This window comes from Pseudomonas sp. RIT-PI-o (assembly GCF_001297215.1).
In the GTDB taxonomy this organism is placed as follows: domain Bacteria; phylum Pseudomonadota; class Gammaproteobacteria; order Pseudomonadales; family Pseudomonadaceae; genus Aquipseudomonas; species Aquipseudomonas moraviensis_A.
Genome location: NZ_LHPA01000005.1, coordinates 184,693 through 204,137 on the forward strand (window position 1 = coordinate 184,693; position 19,445 = coordinate 204,137).

19 protein-coding genes are annotated in these 19,445 nt (G+C 62.5%); 12 read left to right on the plus strand and 7 right to left on the minus strand.

All coding sequences use genetic code 11. The features are described from left to right. The first annotated feature begins 21 nt into the window (after nt 1-21). From kdpC to AEQ63_RS01420, 3 genes are all read left to right on the plus strand, one after another. On the plus strand, nt 22-567 hold the full coding sequence (kdpC, locus tag AEQ63_RS01410) for a potassium-transporting ATPase subunit KdpC (protein WP_064361524.1): 546 nt from the start codon (nt 22-24) through the stop codon (nt 565-567). 120 nt (nt 568-687) lie between these two features. Continuing rightward, a complete protein-coding gene (locus tag AEQ63_RS01415; RefSeq protein WP_064361525.1) occupies nt 688-3,339 on the plus strand; it encodes a sensor histidine kinase in 2,652 nt (883 codons plus the stop codon). A gap of 48 nt (nt 3,340-3,387) precedes the next feature. Beyond that, entirely contained in the window at nt 3,388-4,083 is a 696-nt protein-coding gene (locus AEQ63_RS01420) for a response regulator (RefSeq protein WP_064361526.1), read from the plus strand. A gap of 109 nt (nt 4,084-4,192) precedes the next feature. Here AEQ63_RS01420 and AEQ63_RS01425 read toward each other — a convergent pair whose 3' ends face one another. Beyond that, nucleotides 4,193-5,230: a patatin-like phospholipase family protein gene (locus AEQ63_RS01425; protein WP_064361527.1), complete on the minus strand. Its 1,038-nt coding sequence runs from the start codon at nt 5,228-5,230 to the stop codon at nt 4,193-4,195. A 214-nt stretch (nt 5,231-5,444) separates the two neighbouring features. Between AEQ63_RS01425 and AEQ63_RS01430 the strand changes: the two genes are divergently transcribed. From AEQ63_RS01430 to AEQ63_RS01440, 3 genes are all read left to right on the plus strand, one after another. Beyond that, a complete protein-coding gene (locus tag AEQ63_RS01430) occupies nt 5,445-5,723 on the plus strand; it encodes a lipoprotein (RefSeq protein ID WP_042607906.1) in 279 nt (92 codons plus the stop codon). Nucleotides 5,724-5,836: 113 nt separating this feature from the next. Continuing rightward, entirely contained in the window at nt 5,837-6,598 is a 762-nt protein-coding gene (locus tag AEQ63_RS01435) for a CHAD domain-containing protein (protein ID WP_064361528.1), read from the plus strand. Nucleotides 6,599-6,832: 234 nt separating this feature from the next. Next, complete coding sequence (locus AEQ63_RS01440; protein ID WP_064361529.1) at nt 6,833-7,627, plus strand: acyl-CoA thioesterase; 795 nt, start codon at nt 6,833-6,835, stop codon at nt 7,625-7,627. A 1-nt stretch (nt 7,628) separates the two neighbouring features. Here the strand turns inward: AEQ63_RS01440 and AEQ63_RS01445 are convergent, their stop codons facing one another. From AEQ63_RS01445 to AEQ63_RS01455, 3 genes are all read right to left on the minus strand, one after another. After that, nucleotides 7,629-7,994 (minus strand): Mpo1-like protein, encoded by a 366-nt coding sequence (locus tag AEQ63_RS01445; protein ID WP_042607903.1) that lies wholly within the window; start codon nt 7,992-7,994, stop codon nt 7,629-7,631. Between the two features lie 204 nt (nt 7,995-8,198). Then, on the minus strand, nt 8,199-9,680 hold the full coding sequence (locus tag AEQ63_RS01450) for a methyl-accepting chemotaxis protein (protein ID WP_064361530.1): 1,482 nt from the start codon (nt 9,678-9,680) through the stop codon (nt 8,199-8,201). A 216-nt stretch (nt 9,681-9,896) separates the two neighbouring features. Further along, complete coding sequence (locus tag AEQ63_RS01455) at nt 9,897-10,703, minus strand: TatD family hydrolase (protein ID WP_064361531.1); 807 nt, start codon at nt 10,701-10,703, stop codon at nt 9,897-9,899. A 235-nt stretch (nt 10,704-10,938) separates the two neighbouring features. On the opposite strand from AEQ63_RS01455, the gene AEQ63_RS01460 reads away from it, so the two are divergent. The 3 genes from AEQ63_RS01460 (at nt 10,939) to AEQ63_RS01470 (ending at nt 13,465) form a co-directional block, all read left to right on the plus strand. Beyond that, nucleotides 10,939-12,360 (plus strand): transglycosylase SLT domain-containing protein, encoded by a 1,422-nt coding sequence (locus AEQ63_RS01460; protein WP_064361532.1) that lies wholly within the window; start codon nt 10,939-10,941, stop codon nt 12,358-12,360. Between the two features lie 113 nt (nt 12,361-12,473). Further along, complete coding sequence (locus AEQ63_RS01465) at nt 12,474-12,908, plus strand: DoxX family protein (RefSeq protein ID WP_016770887.1); 435 nt, start codon at nt 12,474-12,476, stop codon at nt 12,906-12,908. 248 nt (nt 12,909-13,156) lie between these two features. After that, nucleotides 13,157-13,465, plus strand: a complete 309-nt coding sequence (locus AEQ63_RS01470; protein ID WP_042607899.1) for a hypothetical protein — start codon at nt 13,157-13,159, stop codon at nt 13,463-13,465. A 6-nt stretch (nt 13,466-13,471) separates the two neighbouring features. On the opposite strand, the gene greB is transcribed toward AEQ63_RS01470, so the two are convergent. From greB to AEQ63_RS01485, 3 genes are read right to left on the minus strand one after another with little or no spacing between them, the layout of a single operon-like run. After that, nucleotides 13,472-13,969: a transcription elongation factor GreB gene (gene greB, locus AEQ63_RS01475; protein ID WP_016770885.1), complete on the minus strand. Its 498-nt coding sequence runs from the start codon at nt 13,967-13,969 to the stop codon at nt 13,472-13,474. Between the two features lie 34 nt (nt 13,970-14,003). Next, on the minus strand, nt 14,004-16,508 hold the full coding sequence (locus tag AEQ63_RS01480; protein ID WP_064361533.1) for an ABC transporter permease: 2,505 nt from the start codon (nt 16,506-16,508) through the stop codon (nt 14,004-14,006). After that, nucleotides 16,508-17,191 carry an ABC transporter ATP-binding protein gene (locus AEQ63_RS01485; protein WP_016770883.1) on the minus strand — a complete coding sequence of 228 codons (684 nt, stop codon included), beginning with the start codon at nt 17,189-17,191 and terminating at the stop codon, nt 16,508-16,510. The genes AEQ63_RS01480 and AEQ63_RS01485 overlap by 1 nt, the downstream gene beginning before the upstream one ends. A gap of 10 nt (nt 17,192-17,201) precedes the next feature. Here AEQ63_RS01485 and AEQ63_RS01490 point away from each other — a divergent pair, with 10 nt between their 5' ends. The 3 genes from AEQ63_RS01490 (at nt 17,202) to AEQ63_RS01500 (ending at nt 19,343) form a co-directional block, all read left to right on the plus strand. Then, nucleotides 17,202-17,807 (plus strand): arylesterase, encoded by a 606-nt coding sequence (locus AEQ63_RS01490; RefSeq protein ID WP_064361534.1) that lies wholly within the window; start codon nt 17,202-17,204, stop codon nt 17,805-17,807. Nucleotides 17,808-17,865: 58 nt separating this feature from the next. Continuing rightward, nucleotides 17,866-18,159 carry a hypothetical protein gene (locus AEQ63_RS01495; protein ID WP_039759936.1) on the plus strand — a complete coding sequence of 98 codons (294 nt, stop codon included), beginning with the start codon at nt 17,866-17,868 and terminating at the stop codon, nt 18,157-18,159. A 212-nt stretch (nt 18,160-18,371) separates the two neighbouring features. Further along, nucleotides 18,372-19,343, plus strand: a complete 972-nt coding sequence (locus AEQ63_RS01500) for a L,D-transpeptidase family protein (protein WP_042607894.1) — start codon at nt 18,372-18,374, stop codon at nt 19,341-19,343. The last annotated feature ends 102 nt before the right edge of the window (nt 19,344-19,445 follow it).

Genomic DNA, 19,445 nt, shown 5'->3' on the forward strand with positions numbered 1-19,445 from the left:
AACGAATTCGAGGATCTTGAAATGTCCACAATGATACGCCCGGCCCTGACCCTGTTGGCACTGATGACCCTGGTCACCGGCGTCGCCTATCCACTGGTGGTGACCGGCATCGCCCAGGTCGCATTCCCGGCCCAAGCCAACGGCAGCCTGATCCACGACGCCGACGGCAAGGTTCGCGGCTCGTCGCTGATCGCCCAGGATTTCAGCGGCGACAACTGGTTTCACCCACGCCCGTCCGCCGGGGCTTTTGCCACAGTGGCCAGCAGCGCCAGCAACCTCGCGCCGAGCAATCCGGCCCTGGCAGCCCGAGTGATCGAAGACGCCCACAAACAAAAAGTCCCCGGCCAGGGCCCGGTGCCACTGGCACTGCTGACCACCTCCGCCAGCGGCCTCGATCCGCACTTGCCACCGGCAGCAATTGCCTATCAACTGGCGCGTGTCGCGGCGGCGCGTAACCTGCCGGTGTCGACCTTGCAGCAACTGCTCGATAAGCACATCGAACAGCCGCTGGTGGGGCCGCCGGTGGTGAATGTGCTGGAGCTGAACCTGGCACTGCAAAACCTGTAGATCAAAAGATCGCAGCCTTCGGCAGCTCCTACATGAATCGCATTACCCTGTAGGAGCAGCCGAAGGCTGCGATCTCTTGACGCTTCACACCAATCTCAAACCGAACAAGGCAATCCCAGCATGAGCGACTCCGGCCGCGCCGACGCGCTGTTAGCAGACCTGCCCCGCGATGGCCGTGGCCGGCTCAAGGTTTTCCTCGGCGCCGCCCCCGGTGTCGGCAAGACCTACGCCATGCTTCAGGCTGCCCACACGCAACTGCGCCAGGGCGTGAAAGTTCTCGCCGGGGTGGTCGAAACCCATGGCCGCGCCGAAACCGAAGCCTTGCTCGGCGGCCTGCCGCAGCAGCCGTTGGTGCGCAGCGAATACCGTGGCGTGCTGCTCGAAGAAATGGACCTCGACGGCATTCTCGCTGCCAGACCCAAGCTGGTACTGGTCGATGAACTGGCCCACAGCAACGCCCCCGGCAGTCGTCATGCCAAGCGCTGGCAAGACATTCAGGAACTGCTCGCCGCCGGCATCGACGTGTTCACCACGGTCAACGTCCAGCACCTGGAAAGCCTCAACGATCAGGTGCGCGGCATCACCGGCGTGCAAGTGCGCGAGACGCTCCCGGACTGGGTCTTGCAGGAAGCTTATGAGCTGCTGCTGATCGACCTGCCGCCGCGTGAATTGCTCGAGCGTCTGCGCGAAGGCAAGGTCTACGTGCCGGAGCAGGCCCGCGCTGCTATCGACGCGTTCTTCACCCAGACCAACCTCACCGCCCTGCGTGAACTGGCGATGCAGACCGCTGCTGCGCAGGTCGATAACGATCTCGCCCAAGGCTATCGCCAGCTCGGTCAGGCTGCGCCGGCGGTACGCGGGCGTTTGCTGGTTGGTGTCGATGGCGATGCGCAGGCCGAACGTCTGGTGCGTCATGCCAGCCGCGTCGCCCAGCGCCGGCATCTGCCGTGGAGTCTGGTGCATGTCGACAACGGCAGTGCCCGCGACGAGCAATCGCGGTTGCGTCTGCAAAGCGCCCAGCAATTGGCCGAACGCCTCGGTGGCGAAGTGGTTCTTTTGCGCGCTGGTGAAGTGGCGAAAACCCTGATTCAACACGCCGCCGAGCGCCGCGCCAGTCTGTTGCTGGTCGGCCAGTCGCGGCCGCGATTGCGCCGTCGATTGTTCGGCGGCGGCCTGGCGGCGCGGCTGCTGCGTCAGGCTCATGGGCTGGAAATCAACGTCCTCGACAGTGATCACGAACAGCACCCACCGCGCCCGCGCAATCCGCTCACGCTGGTGTGGTTCGACTATGCGCTGGCGCTGGTCGCGACGTTGTTGGCCAGTGCCCTGGCCTGGGCGGTGTCGAGCGTGTTGCCGCTGCCGAACATCTCGCTGGTGTTTCTCGCAGCGGTGTTGCTGGTGGCGGTGCGCAGCAGCCTTGGCCCGGCGCTGGCGTGTGCGGCGCTGTCGTTTCTGACCTACGATTTCCTGTTCATCCCGCCGAATTTCTCGCTCAGCATCCAGCGCGAAGAAGACGTGCTGACGCTGCTGTTTTTCCTGCTGATGGCGGCGCTCACCGGCAACCTCGCGGCACGTCAGCGGCGGCAATTGCAGGCCCTGCGCGATACCCAGGAAGAGACCAGCGAATTGCTCGACCTGTCGCGCAAACTCACCGCCGCGACTGATCGCCAGGCCGTGGTCAGCGCCGCCGCGCAGCACCTCGAAGGCTGGAGCGACCTGCAACTGTGCCTGCTCAACCGCGACGGGCAGGGCGGCTGGAAAGTCGAAACCGGCGGGCCGCTGCAATTCACCGAGGCCGAACGCGCCGCCGCCGATTGGGCCTGGCAACACGATCAACCAGCGGGCAAGGGCACCGGCACCTTGCCGCTTGGGCGTTGGTGGTGGTGGCCGCTGTCGGTCGAGGACGGGCCGCTGGCATTGCTCGGTGTTTGCGCCAGGGAAGGCCAGACCTTGAGCGGTCAGCGCCGACGCTTGCTCACTGCGCTGAGCCAGCCGCTGGCGCAGGCTCTGGCCCGCGCGCAATTGGCCGATGACCTCGAAGCGGCGCGGCTGCATGGCGAAACCGAGCAACTGCGCAGCGCATTGCTGGCCTCGGTGTCCCACGATTTGCGCACGCCACTGACCGCCATGCGCGGCAGCATCGACAGCCTGTTGGCCCTCGGCGAAGCGATCCCGCTGGAGGATCGCCGCGAGTTGCTCGAAGGCACCCGCGATGAAGCCGAACGCCTCGACCGCTACATCCAGAACCTGCTCGACATGACCCGCCTCGGCCACGGCGCCTTGAAGCGGGCGCGGGACTGGGTGTCACCGGCGGATATCGTCGGCAGTGCGCTCAATCGCCTGCGCGCGGTGCTGGCGCCTTTGCAGGTCAGCACCGAGGTGCCGGCCGAGTTGCCACTGCTGTACGTGCACGCGGCGTTGATCGAGCAAGCGCTGGTCAACGTGCTGGAAAACGCCGCGCGCTTTTCGCCGAGCCACGGTCGCTTGCAACTGCGCGCCGGGGCTGATGAGCAGGAGATTTTCTTTTCGGTCAGCGATGAAGGCCCGGGCATCCCCGAAGAGGATCGCGCGAAGATTTTCGACATGTTCTACACCGCCGCGCGCGGTGATCGCGGCGGCCAGGGCACCGGGTTGGGACTGGCGATCTGTCAGGGCATGGTCGGCGCGCACGGTGGGCGCATCGCCGTAGCTGACGGCATCGACGGGCGGGGCACCTGCATCACCTTGCACCTGCCGTTGCAGGCGCAACCCGGGATGGACAATGAAGCCTGAGGCCGACTGCGCTACTCTCTTGCCACTCTTTTGTGTTGATGTGAATTCATGAGCCAGACCGCGACCATTTTGGTCATCGACGACGAACCGCAGATCCGCAAATTCCTGCGCATCAGCCTCGCTTCACAAGGCTATAAAGTGCTCGAAGCGGGTACCGGTGCCGAAGGCCTGGCGCAAGCCGCGCTGAGCAAACCGGACCTGGTGGTGCTCGACCTCGGCCTGCCGGACATGGACGGTCAGCAAGTGCTGCGCGAGTTGCGCGAATGGGCGAGCACGCCAGTGCTGGTGCTGTCGGTGCGCGCCAGTGAAGGGCAGAAGGTCGAAGCGCTGGATGGCGGCGCGAATGACTACGTGACCAAACCCTTCGGCATCCAGGAATTTCTCGCCCGGGTTCGCGCGCTATTGCGCCAGGCCCCGGCGGGCGAGGCGCAGCCGGCGGCGCTGAACGTCGGCCCGTTGACCGTGGATCTGGCCTATCGGCGGGTGCTGCTCGACGGCGCCGAAGTCGCCCTGACCCGCAAGGAATACGCGGTGCTCGCGCAACTGGCGCGGCATCCGGGGCGAGTGATCACCCAGCAGCAATTGCTCAAGGATATCTGGGGACCGACGCACACCGAGGACAGTCATTACCTGCGGATCGTGGTCGGGCATCTGCGGCAGAAACTGGCGGATGACCCGACCCGGCCGCGGTTTATTGTGACGGAGGCGGGAGTTGGGTATCGGTTGTTGAGTGAAGTTGGCTGATCTGACGCCTTCGCGAGCAGGCTCGCTCCCACAGGGGAATGCATTCTAAATGTGGGAGCGAGCCTGCTCGCGAAGAGGCCTTCAATTACTCTGAAAAATCCGGATCAGTTCAACCCTGCTCCCGCTCATACCGATCCAGCGTATCACTGGCAATCTGTCTGCCCAGCGCAATCAATTCCGGCGCCTTGTAGAACTCGAAAAACCGGCACACCCGCTTCGGCACGTTGATCAGGATATCCGGTGGATAGCCGGCGATCTTGTACTGCGCCAGTGAGGTTTGCATCACCTCGAAACTCTGGTTGATCAGATCCAGCAGCGACGCCGGCCCGACGTTATCGATGATGAACGAACCGGTGGCGGATTTCGGCGCGCCTTCGCGTTCCGGGGCGGCGGCCGGTTGCTGGCTTTCCGGTTCGACGCCTTCGAGCCACGGATTGATTTCCGCCGCTTCGGCGCGCAGGGCTTCCTGTTCCAGTTTCAACAACTGCTCGGCCTGTTTGCGCCGGAATGGCAACTTCGAACCCATGGATTTGATCAGACTGTCGAAGCGCGAACGGAACGCGGCGGGCCGCTCGATCACCGGTAATTTGTAATGACGCTGATTGGTGGCGTTGAGGTTGACCGCGATAATCAGATCGCAGTGACTGGACACCACCGGAACGATCGGCAACGGATTGAGAATGCCGCCGTCGACCAGCATGCGGTTGCCCTGCATCACCGGCGTAAACAGACTGGGAATCGCCGCCGAGGCGCGCATGGCCTGATGCAGGCAGCCTTCCTGAAACCAGATTTCCTGCTGATTGGTCAGGTCGGCGGCGACAGCGGTGTAGGGGATGCGCAGGTCTTCGATGTTGATCTCGCCGACGATCTTGCGAATCTGCCCGAAGACCTTTTCACCGCGAATCGCGCCGAGGCGGAAACTGACGTCGACCAGACGCAGCACGTCGAGGTAATCGAGGCTTTCGATCCAGCGCCGGTAGTCATCCAGTTTGCCGGCGGCATAGATCCCGCCGACCACCGCGCCCATCGAACAACCGGCAATGCAGGCGATGTCGTAGCCGCGTCTTTCAATCTCTTCGATAACGCCGATATGGGCATAGCCCCGGGCACCACCGGAGCCCAGCACCAGTGCGACACGCTTTTTCATCAAACTTCCTCCGGACAAGCCTGCACAATGCACGCATCGGCCAAGCGGCTCAATCGCCAAGGTCGTTGCGCGAGGCAGTGACGTCGTTTTTCGCTCGCGCCGCACGCTTGCGCGCTATGCTCTGCGCCACACGGTTTGGCCGGCGGGCGAGGCACTTTTTCGCCGCTCGACCGTCTTACCTGCACGACTGTTGACCTACCTTGAGGTGTGAGTGATGAAAGCCTGGATCTGTGTACCGTTGATGGCCCTGGTTCTGGCCGGTTGCGCCGGCAAAACCGCGTACCGCGACAGCTGCGGCAGCCAACTCGATACGGCCTGGCACGAACTGGACCTGGCCAAGGCTGAAGGCTTCGCCGGCACCGTCAGCTATTCCAAAGCGCTGTCGCTGCTGACCGCCGCCAAGACCCAGCAACAATTCGAAGGCTTCGAAGGCTGCAGCAAGAAAGCCGAAAAAGCCCGCTTCTACATTCGCGAATCCCGCGCGGGACGTTAAAAAAGCAGCTGCAAGCTGCAAGCGGCAAGCGGCAAGCGGCAAGCTTAAAGCGACCGCGTTCAGCTTGAAGCTTGTAGCTTGCAACTTGAAGCTGTCCTACGGAGTAGACCCCCATGATCGATCGTTTGGTGGCTCATGTGTTGAGCCTGGATGTGCGGCTGCTGGCGTGTCAGGCAAGGTTGAATGCGCGCACCGATCCCGAGGCGTTGCATGATTTGCGCACCACGGTGCGGCGCTTGCGCAGTCTGTTGCGGCCGTTGCGCGGGTTGCCGGGTGTCGAGCAACTGGAGGCGGCGGCTTCGGCGGTGGGCGATCTGACCACACCGTGGCGTGATCGCGAAGTGCTCGCGGCGTATCTGCTCGAGCATGATCAGCCCGAGGCTGCGCAGCGGCGTCTGGCGCAAATGGCCGAAGCGTATCCGGCGCTGGCGGCGAGTGCGGAATTGGCTTCGTTGCTGATGATTCTTGACGCCTTTCCACGGTTCTTGCGCGCGTCCGAGCGTCAGGGGCTGCTCAAGGATCTGGATAAGCGCATTGAAAAACGTCTGGGCAAACAATGGCAGAAGCTCGACGCGGCGCTGCACGATCCCGCCCACGACCGTCATCGTCTGCGCCTGCTGATCAAACGCGTGCGCTACGGCATCGAAGCTTATCCGCAAGTGGATCGCTTGCCGAAACCGGCTTACAAACAACTGAAATCCGCGCAAGGCGCATTGGGCGATTGGCACGATTGCTGGCAATGGCTGGCCCGCGCAGAGCAGGAGGCCGATCTGCAACCGTGCGTGGCAACGTGGCAGGCGGGGTTGATCAAGGCAGAGCTGAAGGCCGATCAAGTGCTGGAAAAGCTCAGCGCCACTTGTTTCAAACGTTCCTGAGGATGACCCCGTTTCCTTGTGGGAGCGAGCCTGCTCGCGATAGCGATTCATCAGTCGACACTTCGCTGCCAGATAGACCGCTATCGCGAGCAGGCTCACTCCTACAGGAGAGTTCGGTGTGACGGATAAAGGTGCAAGGCCTATCTGTCAGCCCATTTGACCGGAATAGACGCTGCGCCGCCGCCCCGGGCTGGTTAAGATCCCCGCATTCCTTTTTCGCTTTCCGAGGTTGCCATGCGCTTTTGCGATCTGCTCGATGCTGTCCGCCAACAACCTGAAGTGACCATCCCCGCCGAATGGGGGCAGGGCCGAGCCAGTTTTGGCGGGCTGGTGGCCGCGCTGCAATTTGAAGTCATGCGCGCCAGGGTGCCGTCGGAACGTCCGGTGCGTTCGCTGGCGATCACCTTTGTCGGCCCGGTCGAGCCGGACGTGCCGGTGAGTTTCGAAGTCGACGTGCTGCGCGAAGGCAAAGCGGTCAGCCAGGTGTTGGGCCGCGCCATGCAAAACGGCCAGGTGGTGACGATCATTCAGGGCAGCTTCGGTGCCTCGCGGCCCTCGGAAGTCGCCGTCGAAGCCTACCCGGCGCCAACCATGAAACACTGGGACGAATGTCAGGAGCTGCCGTATATCAAAGGTGTCACCCCGGAATTCATGCGCCATCTGGCCATGCGCTGGAGCGTCGGTGGCATTCCGTTCTCCGGCACGCCATCGCGCTTGATGGGCGGTTGGGTGCGCTTGCGTGGGGATGTCAAAGAGGAGCCGGTCAACGAGGCGCATCTGTTGGCGCTGGTGGATGCCTGGCCACCGGCGCTGTTGCCGTATCTGAAGAAGCCTGCACCGGGCAGCACGCTGACCTGGACCATTGAGTTCGTGCAGCCGTTACACGACTTCAGTACGCTGGACTGGTGCCAATACCTGGCCGATATCGAATACGCCGCCGACGGCTACGGCCATGTCGCCGCCAAGCTGTGGAGCGCGAAGGGAGAGTTGATTGCCATGAGTCGCCAGACCGTGACGATCTTTGCCTGACTCAATGCCGACGGTGGCGCTCACGCCAGGCGCGCCACCAGCCACCGCTGAGAAAGAACCGCGGAAAGGTCAGAAATTGCTCGACCAGCAAACGTGAGACGGCATCCTGGCGATCACTGAACGGCTCGGAGGCTTGCGCCTCCAGGCTGTGACCGTGACGCTGCAGACCCAGCGCCGCGACGATACCGATCACGCCGATGGCGACGCTGGCCAGGCTCAGGCTGAACACCCCCGACACGATCAGCAGAAACGCCACGATGAACAGCGGCACGGCAATCAGGTGCAGGACCAGATTGGTCGGATGCTGATGATTGCCCGGGTAGGCGCGCCATTGCCACGCGGGAAGATTGGGGTGACGTTTGCCCATGTTTACTACTCCTCGATCCATGTTGAACTTCATGGTTGAAGAATAGGCCCGGGCGCGGAGGGCGGCGAATCAAGGTTGGCTATTGAGTTGATAGCGGCAATGGCCGTTTTTGATGGTGCCCGATCTGGCCCCATCGCGAGCAGGCTCACTCCTACATTTGAAATGCGTTCCCCTGTAGGAGTGAGCCTGCTCGCGATAGGGCCATCAGAGTTTCAACTGACCTATCGCCTTGTTAAGCGCCCCGGCCAACGTCGCCAACTCATCACTGGTCGTCGCCGAATCCACGGTCTGCTGCACGGTGTTCTCGGTCACATCACGAATACTCACCACCGCCCGGTTCATCTCCTCGGCAACCTGACTCTGTTGCTCCGCCGCCACGGCGATCTGCGTGTTGCTCTCGCGCATCTGCGCCACCGCGCCGGTGATCTCTGCCAAGGCTGCGCCGGCCTCCTGCGCCTGCTGCACACAATCGTCAGCCTTGTACGAGCTCTCCTGCATGAAATCCACCGCATCGCGGGTGCCGGCCTGCAACGCCGCGATCATCCCGGTGATCTCGTCGGTGGAGGCCTGCACGCGCTTGGCAAGGTTACGCACTTCATCGGCGACCACGGCAAAGCCGCGACCCATTTCCCCGGCACGGGCAGCTTCGATCGCCGCGTTGAGCGCCAGCAGATTGGTCTGTTCGGCGATGCTGTGAATCACGCTGACCACGCCGCTGATCTTCTGACTGTCTTCGGCCAGGCGTTGAATCATTTGCGCCGTCTGCTGCACGCCACTGGATAGCCCGGCAATCGACTGCTGCACCCGGGCGACCACTTGCTGGCCGCTGCCGGCGAGGCCGTCGGCGGTTTTCGACAGATCGCGAGTGGCGCCGGCGTGTTGCGCGATGTGATAAACGGTGGCGGTCATTTCGTTGATCGCGGTGGCGGCCTGATCGGTTTCGCTCTGCTGCCCGAGCATGCCGTGCCGCACATCGTTCATGCTCGCCGCCAACCGCGCGGCACCGACATCCAGTTGCCGTGCGGTGTTGGCCACTGTCGTCACGACGCGTTGATATCCGGCCTGCATGGCGTTGAAGGCATTGGCCATCTGCCCGACTTCATCCCTGCCCACCAGCGGCACCCGAGCTGAAAGGTCGCCGGTTTTTTCAACGTGCAGCATCACGTCTTTCAACGTGTTGAGCTGGCTGAGCAGAAAGCGGATCAACAGTTGCGAAGCGCCGAGCATTGCCAGCATCAGGACGAAGACCGCCAGCGCGTAGTTGGCGAAGCGCTCGCTGAACACTTGGCTCAGGCTCGGGCCATAGGCGATGACTGCCACTTGTTCGCCGTCGGCACGGCTGAACACCTCGGCGCCGATCAACGGATTTTCGCCAAACAGCGGCAGATGATTGATGGCGTTCCAACCGACGCTGCCGCTGATTTCCAGCAGCGGTTGATCATTGAGACGCGGCGCTTCACCGCGCTTGAAGGTCAGCACCTGAGCGGATCTGGGCAGCGCCTGCCCGGGCGGCCAGGCCTTGAGCAATTGCGCCTGCGCCTGCGCGGATGCCTGAGCGGCGTCGCTACGGGCCTGCTGTTCGAGATGTACGGCGTACAGCACCAGCAGCAGCGTTGTGACAAAGGCGACCGCATTGACCGCCCAGAATTTGTATTTCAGCGAGATGTTGCTAAGCCAGGCACCCATGGAGGTCTTCTCTGATAGCGGAAACAGTTTTGGCAAGGTGCCATTATTGTGCCGCTATGCAGATAAGGGAGTTTTGATATGAATCAACAGATGCCGCTGGCCTGCTTTTCTGTAGGAGTGAGCCTGCTCGCGATAGCGGTGTGTCAGTCAATGATGTAACCGACTGACCCACCGCTATCGCGAGCAGGCTCACTCCTACAATGGGATTTGGGTGTGTCAGGAAGTGATCGGTAAACCGAAGAACGCCCGGGCACACGCGGTGGTGTGCGCGGCCATTGCTTCTTCGGTCTCGCCGCGATGCAACGCCACCTCGCGCAACACCTCGGTCAGATAGGCCGGCTCATTGCGCCCGTTTTTCGGCTTCGGCCGCAGCGTGCGAGGCAGCAGATACGGCGCATCGCTTTCAAGCATCAGCCGTCCCGGCTTGATCTCCTTCACCAGCGGATGCAGGTGCGTGCCGCGGCGCTCGTCGCAGATCCAACCGGTAATGCCGATGTGCAGATCCAGATCGAGGTAGCTGAACAGGGCTTTCTGTTCGCCAGTGAAGCAATGCACCACTGCCGCCGGCAGTTGATCGCGGAAGTCCTTGAGGATTTCCAGCAGGCGCTGGCTGGCATCACGCTCATGCAGGAACACCGGCAGTTGCAGCTCGGCGGCCAGCGCCAGATGTTCTTCGAGGGCCTTTTCCTGCTGCGCACGCGGGGAGAAGTCGCGGTTGAAATCCAGACCGCATTCACCTACCGCGACGACATTGGATTCGTTCAACAGGCTGCGCAAACGACGCGCGCTGTCAGCATTCCAGTCGCTGGCCGAATGTGGGTGAACACCGGCAGTGGCGAACAGTCGTTGGCCGCTTTCGTCCAGTTGCTGGCACAGCTCCAGCGCCTGCTCACTGCCCTCGACGCTGGTGCCGGTGAGCACCAGTTGGCAGACCCCGGCGGCGTAGGCGCGGTCGAGCACCGTCTGGTGTTTGTCGGCGAAACTGGGGTTGGTCAGGTTGACGCCGATATCGATGAGTTGCATGGTGCTACCTCGGGCCGAAGGCCGGAAAGCATATCAGAGCTGTAGATTTATAAGAAAAGGCAAGAACTACAACGACTTATGGCTGTCTGTTGAGGCCGCGGGGGACTCCGGGGTGGCGGCAATGCCATCACTGTGCCAGTCTCTCGCACTTTACCAGCGCACAAAGCGCTCTGTTTTCGTCGGTGATCTCGCCGCTTTCATGGTGAAGTCGCCCCGTATTCTTTTCGGAGAGTGGATGCATCGTCCCTCGGTTCTGCTGCTGTTGTGCGCTGCGTTGCTGCTGCCGATGACGGCGGTCGCGCGCCTGCCCGGGCCGCTGCAAGCCGTGCCGGCGAGCAAGGTTCGCGACCTCTCGGACATTCGCAGCAGCCGCGTGTTGCGCGTGCTGGTCAATCAGAGCCGCAACAGCTCCGGCGAAGTCCAGGGCCAGGCCATTGGTGTCGAATACCACCGCCTGCGCGCCTTCGAGCAATACCTCAACGGCCATGCCCGTGACGGCCAGCAAGTCACCCTCAAAATCATTCCCAAAGCCAAGGATCAATTGCTCGGCGCCTTGCAGCGTGGCGAAGGTGACATGGTCGCGCCGGGCGAGTTGCTCGATCTGCCTTCGGGCTATGCGGTCGCCAGCAGTGAGCCGATCGCCAGCAACGTGCCGCTGGTGCTGGTCGGCATCAAGGGCCAGCGCCGCTACACCAGGGTCGAGCAACTCTCTGGCAAAACCCTGGCCCTGCCCACTGGCAGTGCGGCGGGGGAGGTGGTCAGCCAGCTCAACCAGAAACTGGCGCTGCACAAACTGGCACCGATCAATATCGAATGGGTCGATCCAACGCTGGCCGTGGAGGATGTGCTGGAAATGGTCCAGGGCGGGATTTTCCACCTGACCATCGTCGAGCAGCCGATTGCCGAGCGCTGGGGCAAGATCCTGCCGAAGCTGCGCCTCGACCGGCAACTGAGCCTCGGCGAGCCGGGCGAGGAACATTGGTTCGTGCGCCGCGACGCGTCGATGTTGCGCGCGAGCATCGATCGCTTTCTCACCGGTTACAAGAAACCCTCTGACGAAGACGCCGCATTTCTGCGCATCTATCGGCGCTTGTACCAGGTGCACAATCCGCTGGCCAAGGGGGATCGCCAGCGTCTGGAAAAACTCCGCCCGACCCTGCAAAAGCACGCCGACGCGCAGAATATGGACTGGCTCAATCTTGCGGCGCTGGCGTTCAAGGAATCGCGTCTGCAGCCCAACGCCCGCAGCGGCAGCGGCCCGACCGGGCTGATGCAGATCACTCCGTCCGCCGCGCAACGGGTCGGGGTGAGCAATATCCACAATCTCGATGCGAATGTGCAGGCCGGCGCCAAGTATCTGGCGATGATCCGCCGCAAATTTTTCAGCAGCCCCAAACTCAACGAGCGTGAGCGCATGGCATTCACCCTCGCTGCGTACAACATCGGCCCTGAGCGCGTGCAGGGCATGCGTGCCGAAGCGCGCCGCCGTGGCCTGAATCCCAACCAGTGGTTTTTCCAGGTCGAGCGTATCGCCATGGAGCAGGTGGGAATGGGCGCCGTCAGCTATGTTAATAGCGTGAACAAGTACTACTTGGCATTCGACCGGGAGCGAGAGTCGCTCGAGCCCCGCCAGCAGAAAGTGGTTACACGGAAATAATCTAATAATTCGATTGTTATGGCGAAATATTTGCGCTTTTAACATGAAATAAACTGATTAATATAGCGACCAACCCAAACACACAAACACTTCTGCACAACAAGGAATGCACCATGAGCTCTCTGATCAACAAGGTTCTGTTCACCCGCGCCGGTTACGGCCTGACTGTCCTGCGCATTGCTGTTGGCGTGATCTTCGCCGCCCACGGTTCGCAGAAACTCTTTGGTCTGTTCGGTGGCTACGGCTTGGCCGGCACCGCGCAATGGATGGAAAGCATCGGCCTGACCCCGGGCTACCTGATGGCCTCGCTGGCCGGTGGTACCGAGTTCTTCGCCGGTCTGGCCCTGATCATCGGCCTGCTGGCCCGCCCGGCGGCACTCGGTCTGGCGTTCCTCTCGCTGGTGGCAATCTTCTCGGTGCACATCGGCAACGGTCTGTTCATGGCCAACAACGGTTATGAGTTCGCCCTGGCTCTGCTGGCCGGTAGCATCGCGGTACTGATCGAAGGTGCCGGCAAGCTCTCGGCGGATCGCGCCATCGCCGGTTGAAGGCTCTGGCTCAAGGCAAAGGCCCGCATTGCGCGGGCCTTTTTTTGTTGCGGGCGATTCTTGACACTGGTCGGTCACGTTCTCTAGGATGTTGCTCATGCGCCGATTTAAACAGCTACTTGCGGGGCGCCAGGTGACTTGTACAGTTACCGTCAGAAGCCGGAACAGGGCTTCGAAATACCGCTAAAGCGCTGGTTCGGTGTTGCCTCTCACCTGCCATGCAGACTTTTGAGGCAGAGACACGACAGATGAACGCACTACGCCCTCCAGCACGTCCCGCGCCGATCACGGCCCATGTCACCCAGCGCAACCCGAAAATTCTTCTTGGCGGCAAACACCAGCCGACGCTGTTGCGTTATCTCGATGGCTGGCCACGTCGCAGCGGCGGTCCTGCCGCGTTCCTGATCCAGTTTGTCGATGACGGCGAGTCGCTGGCGCGTTTCGCCACTGACAGCTTTGATCTGGCGGTGATTCAGGCGCCGAGCGCAGAAGAGGCGCCGGAAATGATCAAGCAACTGACCCGCGTTGCGCGGCAGGGCTTGATCACCCGGCGCTGATTGTTCTTACGGGTATTCAATCGCCACGATGTAAACGAACTGCTCGCCGGTCGGCGTCTGCACCCGCACTTCGGCGTCGAGTGCCTTGCCGATGAGAGCGCGGGCCAGCGGTGAGTCGATGCTGATCAAACCGAGTTTGAGGTCCAGTTCATCGGGGCCGACGATGCGGTAGCGCGACTGCTTGCCGTCTTCGTCTTCGATAGTGACCCAGGCACCGAAATAGACCTTGTTCGGGTCACTGGGTTTTTCGCTGACTACCTTGAGCGCTTCCAGACGCTTGGTGAGAAAACGCACGCGACTGTCAATTTCGCGCAGCATTTTTTTGCCGTAGGTGTACTCGGCGTTTTCCGAACGATCACCCTGCGCCGCCGCTTCACTCACCGCCTGGGTGACCTGCGGGCGACGCACATGCCACAACTCATGGAATTCGGCGCGCATCCGCGCTTCACCTTCGGGGGTGATCAGCGCGGTGCCGGCGGTGCGGGGAGGGCGATAACGGCTCATGGCAACTTCTTGTGATTAAGACCGCCTGAGTCTATCAACCCTCGCGCAACACTGTCAGTGGGCTGGCGTTCAGTGCGCGACGCGTGCCGAACACCCCGGCTCCCCCTATCAATGCGGCGCCAATCAACGGCAGCACCAGCAGCCAGGGATGCGGATGCCATGGCAGGTCGAAGGCGAAGCGGTACAGCACCAGGCTGACCACCTCCGAACCGATCGCCGCGAGCAAGCCGCTGACCGCGCCCAGCAAACCGAACTCGATACGTCGCGCCTTGATCAGCAACTGTCGCTCGGCACCCAGCGCACGCAACAGCGCACCTTGGCGGATGCGTTCATCCAGCGTCGCCTGCAGGCCGGAGAACAGCACCGCCATCCCCGCAGCAAGAACAAACAACAACACATATTCCACCGCCAGGGTGACCTGGGCGAGGATGCTGCGCAGCTGTTCGAGCAAGGCTTCGACCTGCAGGATGGTCACCGCCGGGAATGTCCGCGACAGCTCGACGATCTGCTGATCGTGCCCCGGCGCCAGATAGAAACTGGTCAGGTAGGTCGCCGGGAGATCCTTCAAGGTGCCCGGCTGGAAGATCATGAAGAAGTTCGGCTGGAAGTTGTCCCAGTTGATCTCGCGCAGGCTGGTGACCTTCGCTTCGCGATTGACCCCGCCGACACTGAACACCATGTGATCGCCGAGTTTGAGTTTCAGGCTCTCGGCCACTTTGCCTTCCACCGAAACGCCCGGCACATCGTCTGACGGCTGGCCACTCCACCATGAGCCAGCGGTGAGCTTGTTGCCGGCCGGCAGATCCGCCGCCCAGGTCAGGCTCAGATCACGCTGAATGGCGCGGTCACCCGCCGAATCCTTGCTGACGATATGCTGCACCGCCTCGCCATTGATGCTGATCAGCCGCCCCGGCACCACTGGATACAGCGGCGCCGCTTGCGCGGACACCTTGATCAGGTGATCGGCGAAGGCCTGCTTGTCAGCCGGGAGGATGTTCAGCGCGAAGTAGTTCGGCGCATTTTTTGGTAGCTGGTTCTGCCAGGTGTCCAGCAACTCACCGCGCAGCAGCGCGATCAGTGCCATCGACAACAGGATCAGGCCGAAGGCCAGGGATTGTCCGGCCGCGGCCAACGGATGCCGCAACAACTGGCCAAGACCCAGGCGCCACGGCAACGAGGCGCGGGCGAGCATGCGGCGCAGGCTTTGCAGCAACAACAGCAGCAGGCCGCCGAGCACCAGCGCGGCGACCACGCCACCGCCGAGCAGGGCGAAAGTCAGCAGCAGGTCGAGGCTCAGACGCCACATGATCAGGCCCAGCGCACCCAGCGCCGCGCCATAGACCATCCACGTACTCGACGGGATCGGCAGCATGTCGCGACGCAATACCCGCAGCGGTGGCACGCGACCGAGGGCGGCCAGCGGCGGCAGGGCGAAACCGGCCAATGCCACCAGCCCGGTGCCGATCCCGGCAATGGCTGGAAACAGGCCGCCCGGCGGCACATCGCTCGGCAGCAAATCATGCAGCAGTGCGAACAGGCCCAGTTGCGCCAGCCAGCCGAGCACGGCGCCACTGATCGCCGCAATCAGACCCAGCACGGTGAGCTGCAGACTGAACAGCACCATGGTTTCCCGCCGCGATAATCCGAGGCAGCGCAGCAAGGCACTGGCGTCAAACCGTCGGCTGGCGAAACGGTTGGCCGACAACGCCACCGCCACCCCGGCCAGCAACACCGCGACCAGACTGGCCATGTTCAGATAGCGCTCGGCTTTGCCCAGCGCACCGCCAATCTGCCGGTTACCATCACGGGCATCCTGGATTCGCTGGTTTGCAGCCAGGCCCGGTTTGATCAGTTCGCGATAGGTTTCCAGCGCCTGCGGTTCGCCGCGCCACAGTTCGCGGTAGCTCACCCGGCTGCCCGGTTGCACCACGCCGGTGGCGGCGAGGTCATCGAGGTTGATCAGCACCCGGGGCGTCAGGCTGTAGAAGTTGCCGGCGCGATCCGGCTCGTAGGTCAGCACGCGCGTCAGCTTCAAAGTCTTCATGCCGACATCGATGCTGTCGCCGATCTTCAGATCCAGCGCGGTCAACAGGCGCGCCTCGACCCAGGCTTCACCGGGTTGCGGTTCGCCGCCGACTTCTTCCTGGGCAAATGGCGCGGGCGCGCTTTTCAGCTCGCCACGCAGTGGATAGGCTCGGTCGACAGCTTTGATGCTCGACAGCTGAATGCCGTTGTCGGTGGCAATGACGCTGGAGAACTCCACCACTTGCGCATGATTCAGGCGCAGTTCGGTGCCGCTGCGGATTTGCTCCTCGCGGGCCGGCGAGCTGCCTTCCAGAACCAGGTCGGCACCGAGAAACTCGGTGGCACGCAGCATCATCGCGCCATTGAGGCGAGCGCCGAAATAGCCAATCGCGGTGCTCGCCGCGACGGCTACCACCAGCGCAAAGAACAACACGCGCAACTCACCAGCGCGGGCATCGCGCATGAGCTGGCGCAGGGCGAGGCTGAACAGACGCAACAGCGGCAGACGTGCCATCAAGGCTCCAGAGGGGCGACCAGCAGCCCGGCTTCAAGACGGATCAGGCGCCGGCAGCGATGGGCCAGGCGTTCGTCGTGGGTCACCAGCACCAGAGTGGTGCCGCGTTCCTTGTTCAACTCGAACAGCAAGTCGCTGATGCGCTCGCCGGTGTGGCTGTCGAGATTGCCGGTGGGTTCGTCGGCGAACAGCACGTCCGGTTCGGCGGCGAAGGCGCGGGCGATGGCCACACGTTGCTGTTCGCCACCGGAGAGCTGGCGCGGCGAGTGGGTCAGGCGCTGGCCGAGGCCGACGCGCTGAAGCAGTTGCGTGGCGCGCTCGCGGGCATCCTTGCGGCCATCGAGCTCGAGCGGCAGCATGACGTTTTCCAGCGCATTGAGGCTGTCGAGCAACTGGAACGACTGGAAGACAAAACCGACGTGCTCGGCGCGGATTCGCGCGCGCTGGTCTTCGTCGAGATTGCTCAGGCCCTGGCCGGCGAGGGTGACTTCGCCGCTGCTGGGCAGGTCGAGGCCGGCGAGCAGGCCGAGGAGGGTGGATTTGCCGGAACCGGACGCGCCGACGATGGCCAGGCTGTCGCCCTTGTTCAGTTCCAGGCTGAGTTCGTGCAGGATAGTCAGTTCACCTTCCGCGCTAGGGACCACTTTGCTGAGGTTCTTCGCGGTGAGAATGCTTGCGCCCATGGAGAATCCGATGCGTGTATGGTTTTTGAGTGCTGGCCTGGCCTTGATGTGCATGGCCCAGAACGCAGCGGCGGGTACTGTCCTGATCGTTGGCGATAGTATCAGCGCCGGTTTCGGCCTGGATACCCGTCTGGGGTGGGTGTCGCTGCTCGAGCAGCGGCTCAAACAGGAGGGTTTTGACGATAAAGTGGTCAACGCTTCGATCAGCGGTGACACCAGTGCCGGAGGCCAGGCGCGGCTGCCGGCGCTGCTTGCAGAGCATAAGCCTGCGCTGGTGATCCTCGAACTGGGTGGCAACGACGGCCTGCGCGGGATGCCGCCAACGCAATTGCAACAAAATCTTGCCTCGATGATCGACAGCTCGCGCCAGAGCGGCGCCAAAGTGCTGTTGCTCGGCATGCAACTGCCACCCAACTATGGCAAGCGTTACACCGATTCGTTCGCCGAGGTTTACGGCAAGCTCGCTGACGAGAAAAAGGTCCCGCTGGTGCCGTTTTTTCTGGAAGGCGTCGGCGGTGATCCGGACCTGATGCAGGCCGACGGTCTGCACCCGGCCGCCGGGGCTCAGGGCAAGTTGCTGGAAAATGTCTGGCCGACGCTAAAACCGCTGTTATGAGGCTTTTCTACTGGCAGGCTTTCGGCTAATGTGGCGCCCCCCTAATTTGGAGCCCCCGATGCCGCGTCCTGCCTGGTCCCTGTTTGCCTACCAACTGATCGAGCCTGACGAGCAGTTGGACCTGTTCGCCTGCCAGGAAGTGCGGGTGCATCTGGTGACGCGTCAGCTGGAGCTCGGTGGCTCGGCTGACCGCACGCTCTGCGGCAGTCTGTTGCCGGCGCAACCGCGCTGGTCGAATGTTGATCGGCGGGTATTTCAGGATCAGCGCCTGTGCTCGCTATGCCGGGCGATTCTCGAATCGCAGAAGCGCGGCACCTCGCCGATCTGGCCCGAGCTGCGTTTCGAGCTCTGAGCGCCCAAAATCAAAAATGTGGGAGCGAGCCTGCTCGCGAAGGGTTTTTTTCAATCGACATTTATGGTCGCTGAGACACTGCTTTCGCGAGCAGGCTCGCTCCCACTATGTAAGCACTCTGTCGCCTGTAATTGCGTGACCTCCCGAATCCCCAAGCCGCGGTGTACAATCGCGCCCTTATACCCTTGATGATCATGCGAAGGATTTTCCGGATGTTGCCGCGCTTTCCTGCCGTCACCCGCTGCCTGTCACTTGCCGCCCTGTGTGTGGCCGGTCCCGTTGCTGCATTGGAGCTTCCCCTGCCACCACCCGGCGAGGACATCGTCGGCCAGGTGCAGGTGATCAAAGCCAAGTACGAAGACACCTTCGCCGACCTGGGCACCACTTACGATCTGGGCTATTCGGAAATGGTTGCGGCCAACCCGGGCATCGATGCCTGGCTGCCGGGCGCCGGCACCGAGATCGTCCTGCCGACCCGGTTCATCCTGCCGCCGGGGCCGCGGGAAGGCATCGTCATCAACCTCGCCGAATACCGCCTCTATTACTACCCGAAAGGCCGCGACGTGGTGTACACCTTCCCGCTGGGCATCGGCCGTGAAGGCTGGGGCTCGCCGATCGCGCATACCTCGATCATCGCCAAGACGCCGAACCCGACGTGGACTCCTCCGGCCTCGATCAAGGCTGAGCACGCCGCAGACGGTGATCCGCTGCCCAACGTGGTACCAGCCGGACCTGACAATCCGCTGGGCCCGTTCAAGTTCACTCTCGGCACGCCGGGTTACCTGATCCACGGTTCGAACAAGAAGTTCGGCATCGGCATGCGCACCAGTCACGGTTGCTTCCGCATGTTCAACAACAACGTGCTGGAGATGGCCGGCATGGTCCCGGTCGGCACCTCGGTGCGCATCATCAACGACCCGTACAAGTTCGGACGCAGCGGCGGCAAGGTCTATCTGGAAGCGCACACGCCGCTCGACGACAACGGCAACCCGTCTGTAGTCGACAAGCACACGGCGGTGATCAACGCGATGCTCAAGCGTGAAGACATCACCAGTAACCTGCGCATGAACTGGGACGTGGTGCGTGATGTGGTCGCGGCCGAAGATGGCCTGCCGGTCGAGATCGCCGTGCCGAACGCTTCGGCGCCGATGGTGAGCAGTGCACCGATCGATCTGCAGCAATAAGCGTTGATCGAAACCCGCCGATGCGAGAGCGTCGGCGGGTTTTTTAGTGCCCGGAGGAAAGTACCGGGCACAAAAAAAGCCGACCCGGAAACCGGATCGGCT

Bases quoted from the DNA above. Each gene is read 5' to 3' on its own strand.
- kdpC (WP_064361524.1), top strand. From the start codon at position 22: ATGTCCACAATGATACGCCCGGCCCTGACCCTGTTGGCACTGATGACC.
- AEQ63_RS01440 (WP_064361529.1), top strand. From the start codon at position 6,833: ATGCGCTTTTGCGATCTGCTCGATGCTGTCCGCCAACAACCTGAAGTG.
- AEQ63_RS01460 (WP_064361532.1), top strand. From the start codon at position 10,939: ATGCATCGTCCCTCGGTTCTGCTGCTGTTGTGCGCTGCGTTGCTGCTG.
- AEQ63_RS01465 (WP_016770887.1), top strand. From the start codon at position 12,474: ATGAGCTCTCTGATCAACAAGGTTCTGTTCACCCGCGCCGGTTACGGC.
- AEQ63_RS01430 (WP_042607906.1), top strand. From the start codon at position 5,445: ATGAAAGCCTGGATCTGTGTACCGTTGATGGCCCTGGTTCTGGCCGGT.
- AEQ63_RS01435 (WP_064361528.1), top strand. From the start codon at position 5,837: ATGATCGATCGTTTGGTGGCTCATGTGTTGAGCCTGGATGTGCGGCTG.
- AEQ63_RS01420 (WP_064361526.1), top strand. From the start codon at position 3,388: ATGAGCCAGACCGCGACCATTTTGGTCATCGACGACGAACCGCAGATC.
- AEQ63_RS01490 (WP_064361534.1), top strand. From the start codon at position 17,202: ATGCGTGTATGGTTTTTGAGTGCTGGCCTGGCCTTGATGTGCATGGCC.
- AEQ63_RS01425 (WP_064361527.1), bottom strand. From the start codon at position 5,230: ATGAAAAAGCGTGTCGCACTGGTGCTGGGCTCCGGTGGTGCCCGGGGC.
- AEQ63_RS01455 (WP_064361531.1), bottom strand. From the start codon at position 10,703: ATGCAACTCATCGATATCGGCGTCAACCTGACCAACCCCAGTTTCGCC.
- AEQ63_RS01485 (WP_016770883.1), bottom strand. From the start codon at position 17,191: ATGGGCGCAAGCATTCTCACCGCGAAGAACCTCAGCAAAGTGGTCCCT.
- AEQ63_RS01495 (WP_039759936.1), top strand. From the start codon at position 17,866: ATGCCGCGTCCTGCCTGGTCCCTGTTTGCCTACCAACTGATCGAGCCT.
- AEQ63_RS01450 (WP_064361530.1), bottom strand. From the start codon at position 9,680: ATGGGTGCCTGGCTTAGCAACATCTCGCTGAAATACAAATTCTGGGCG.
- AEQ63_RS01415 (WP_064361525.1), top strand. From the start codon at position 688: ATGAGCGACTCCGGCCGCGCCGACGCGCTGTTAGCAGACCTGCCCCGC.
- AEQ63_RS01480 (WP_064361533.1), bottom strand. From the start codon at position 16,508: ATGGCACGTCTGCCGCTGTTGCGTCTGTTCAGCCTCGCCCTGCGCCAG.
- AEQ63_RS01445 (WP_042607903.1), bottom strand. From the start codon at position 7,994: ATGGGCAAACGTCACCCCAATCTTCCCGCGTGGCAATGGCGCGCCTAC.
- greB (WP_016770885.1), bottom strand. From the start codon at position 13,969: ATGAGCCGTTATCGCCCTCCCCGCACCGCCGGCACCGCGCTGATCACC.
- AEQ63_RS01500 (WP_042607894.1), top strand. From the start codon at position 18,372: ATGTTGCCGCGCTTTCCTGCCGTCACCCGCTGCCTGTCACTTGCCGCC.
- AEQ63_RS01470 (WP_042607899.1), top strand. From the start codon at position 13,157: ATGAACGCACTACGCCCTCCAGCACGTCCCGCGCCGATCACGGCCCAT.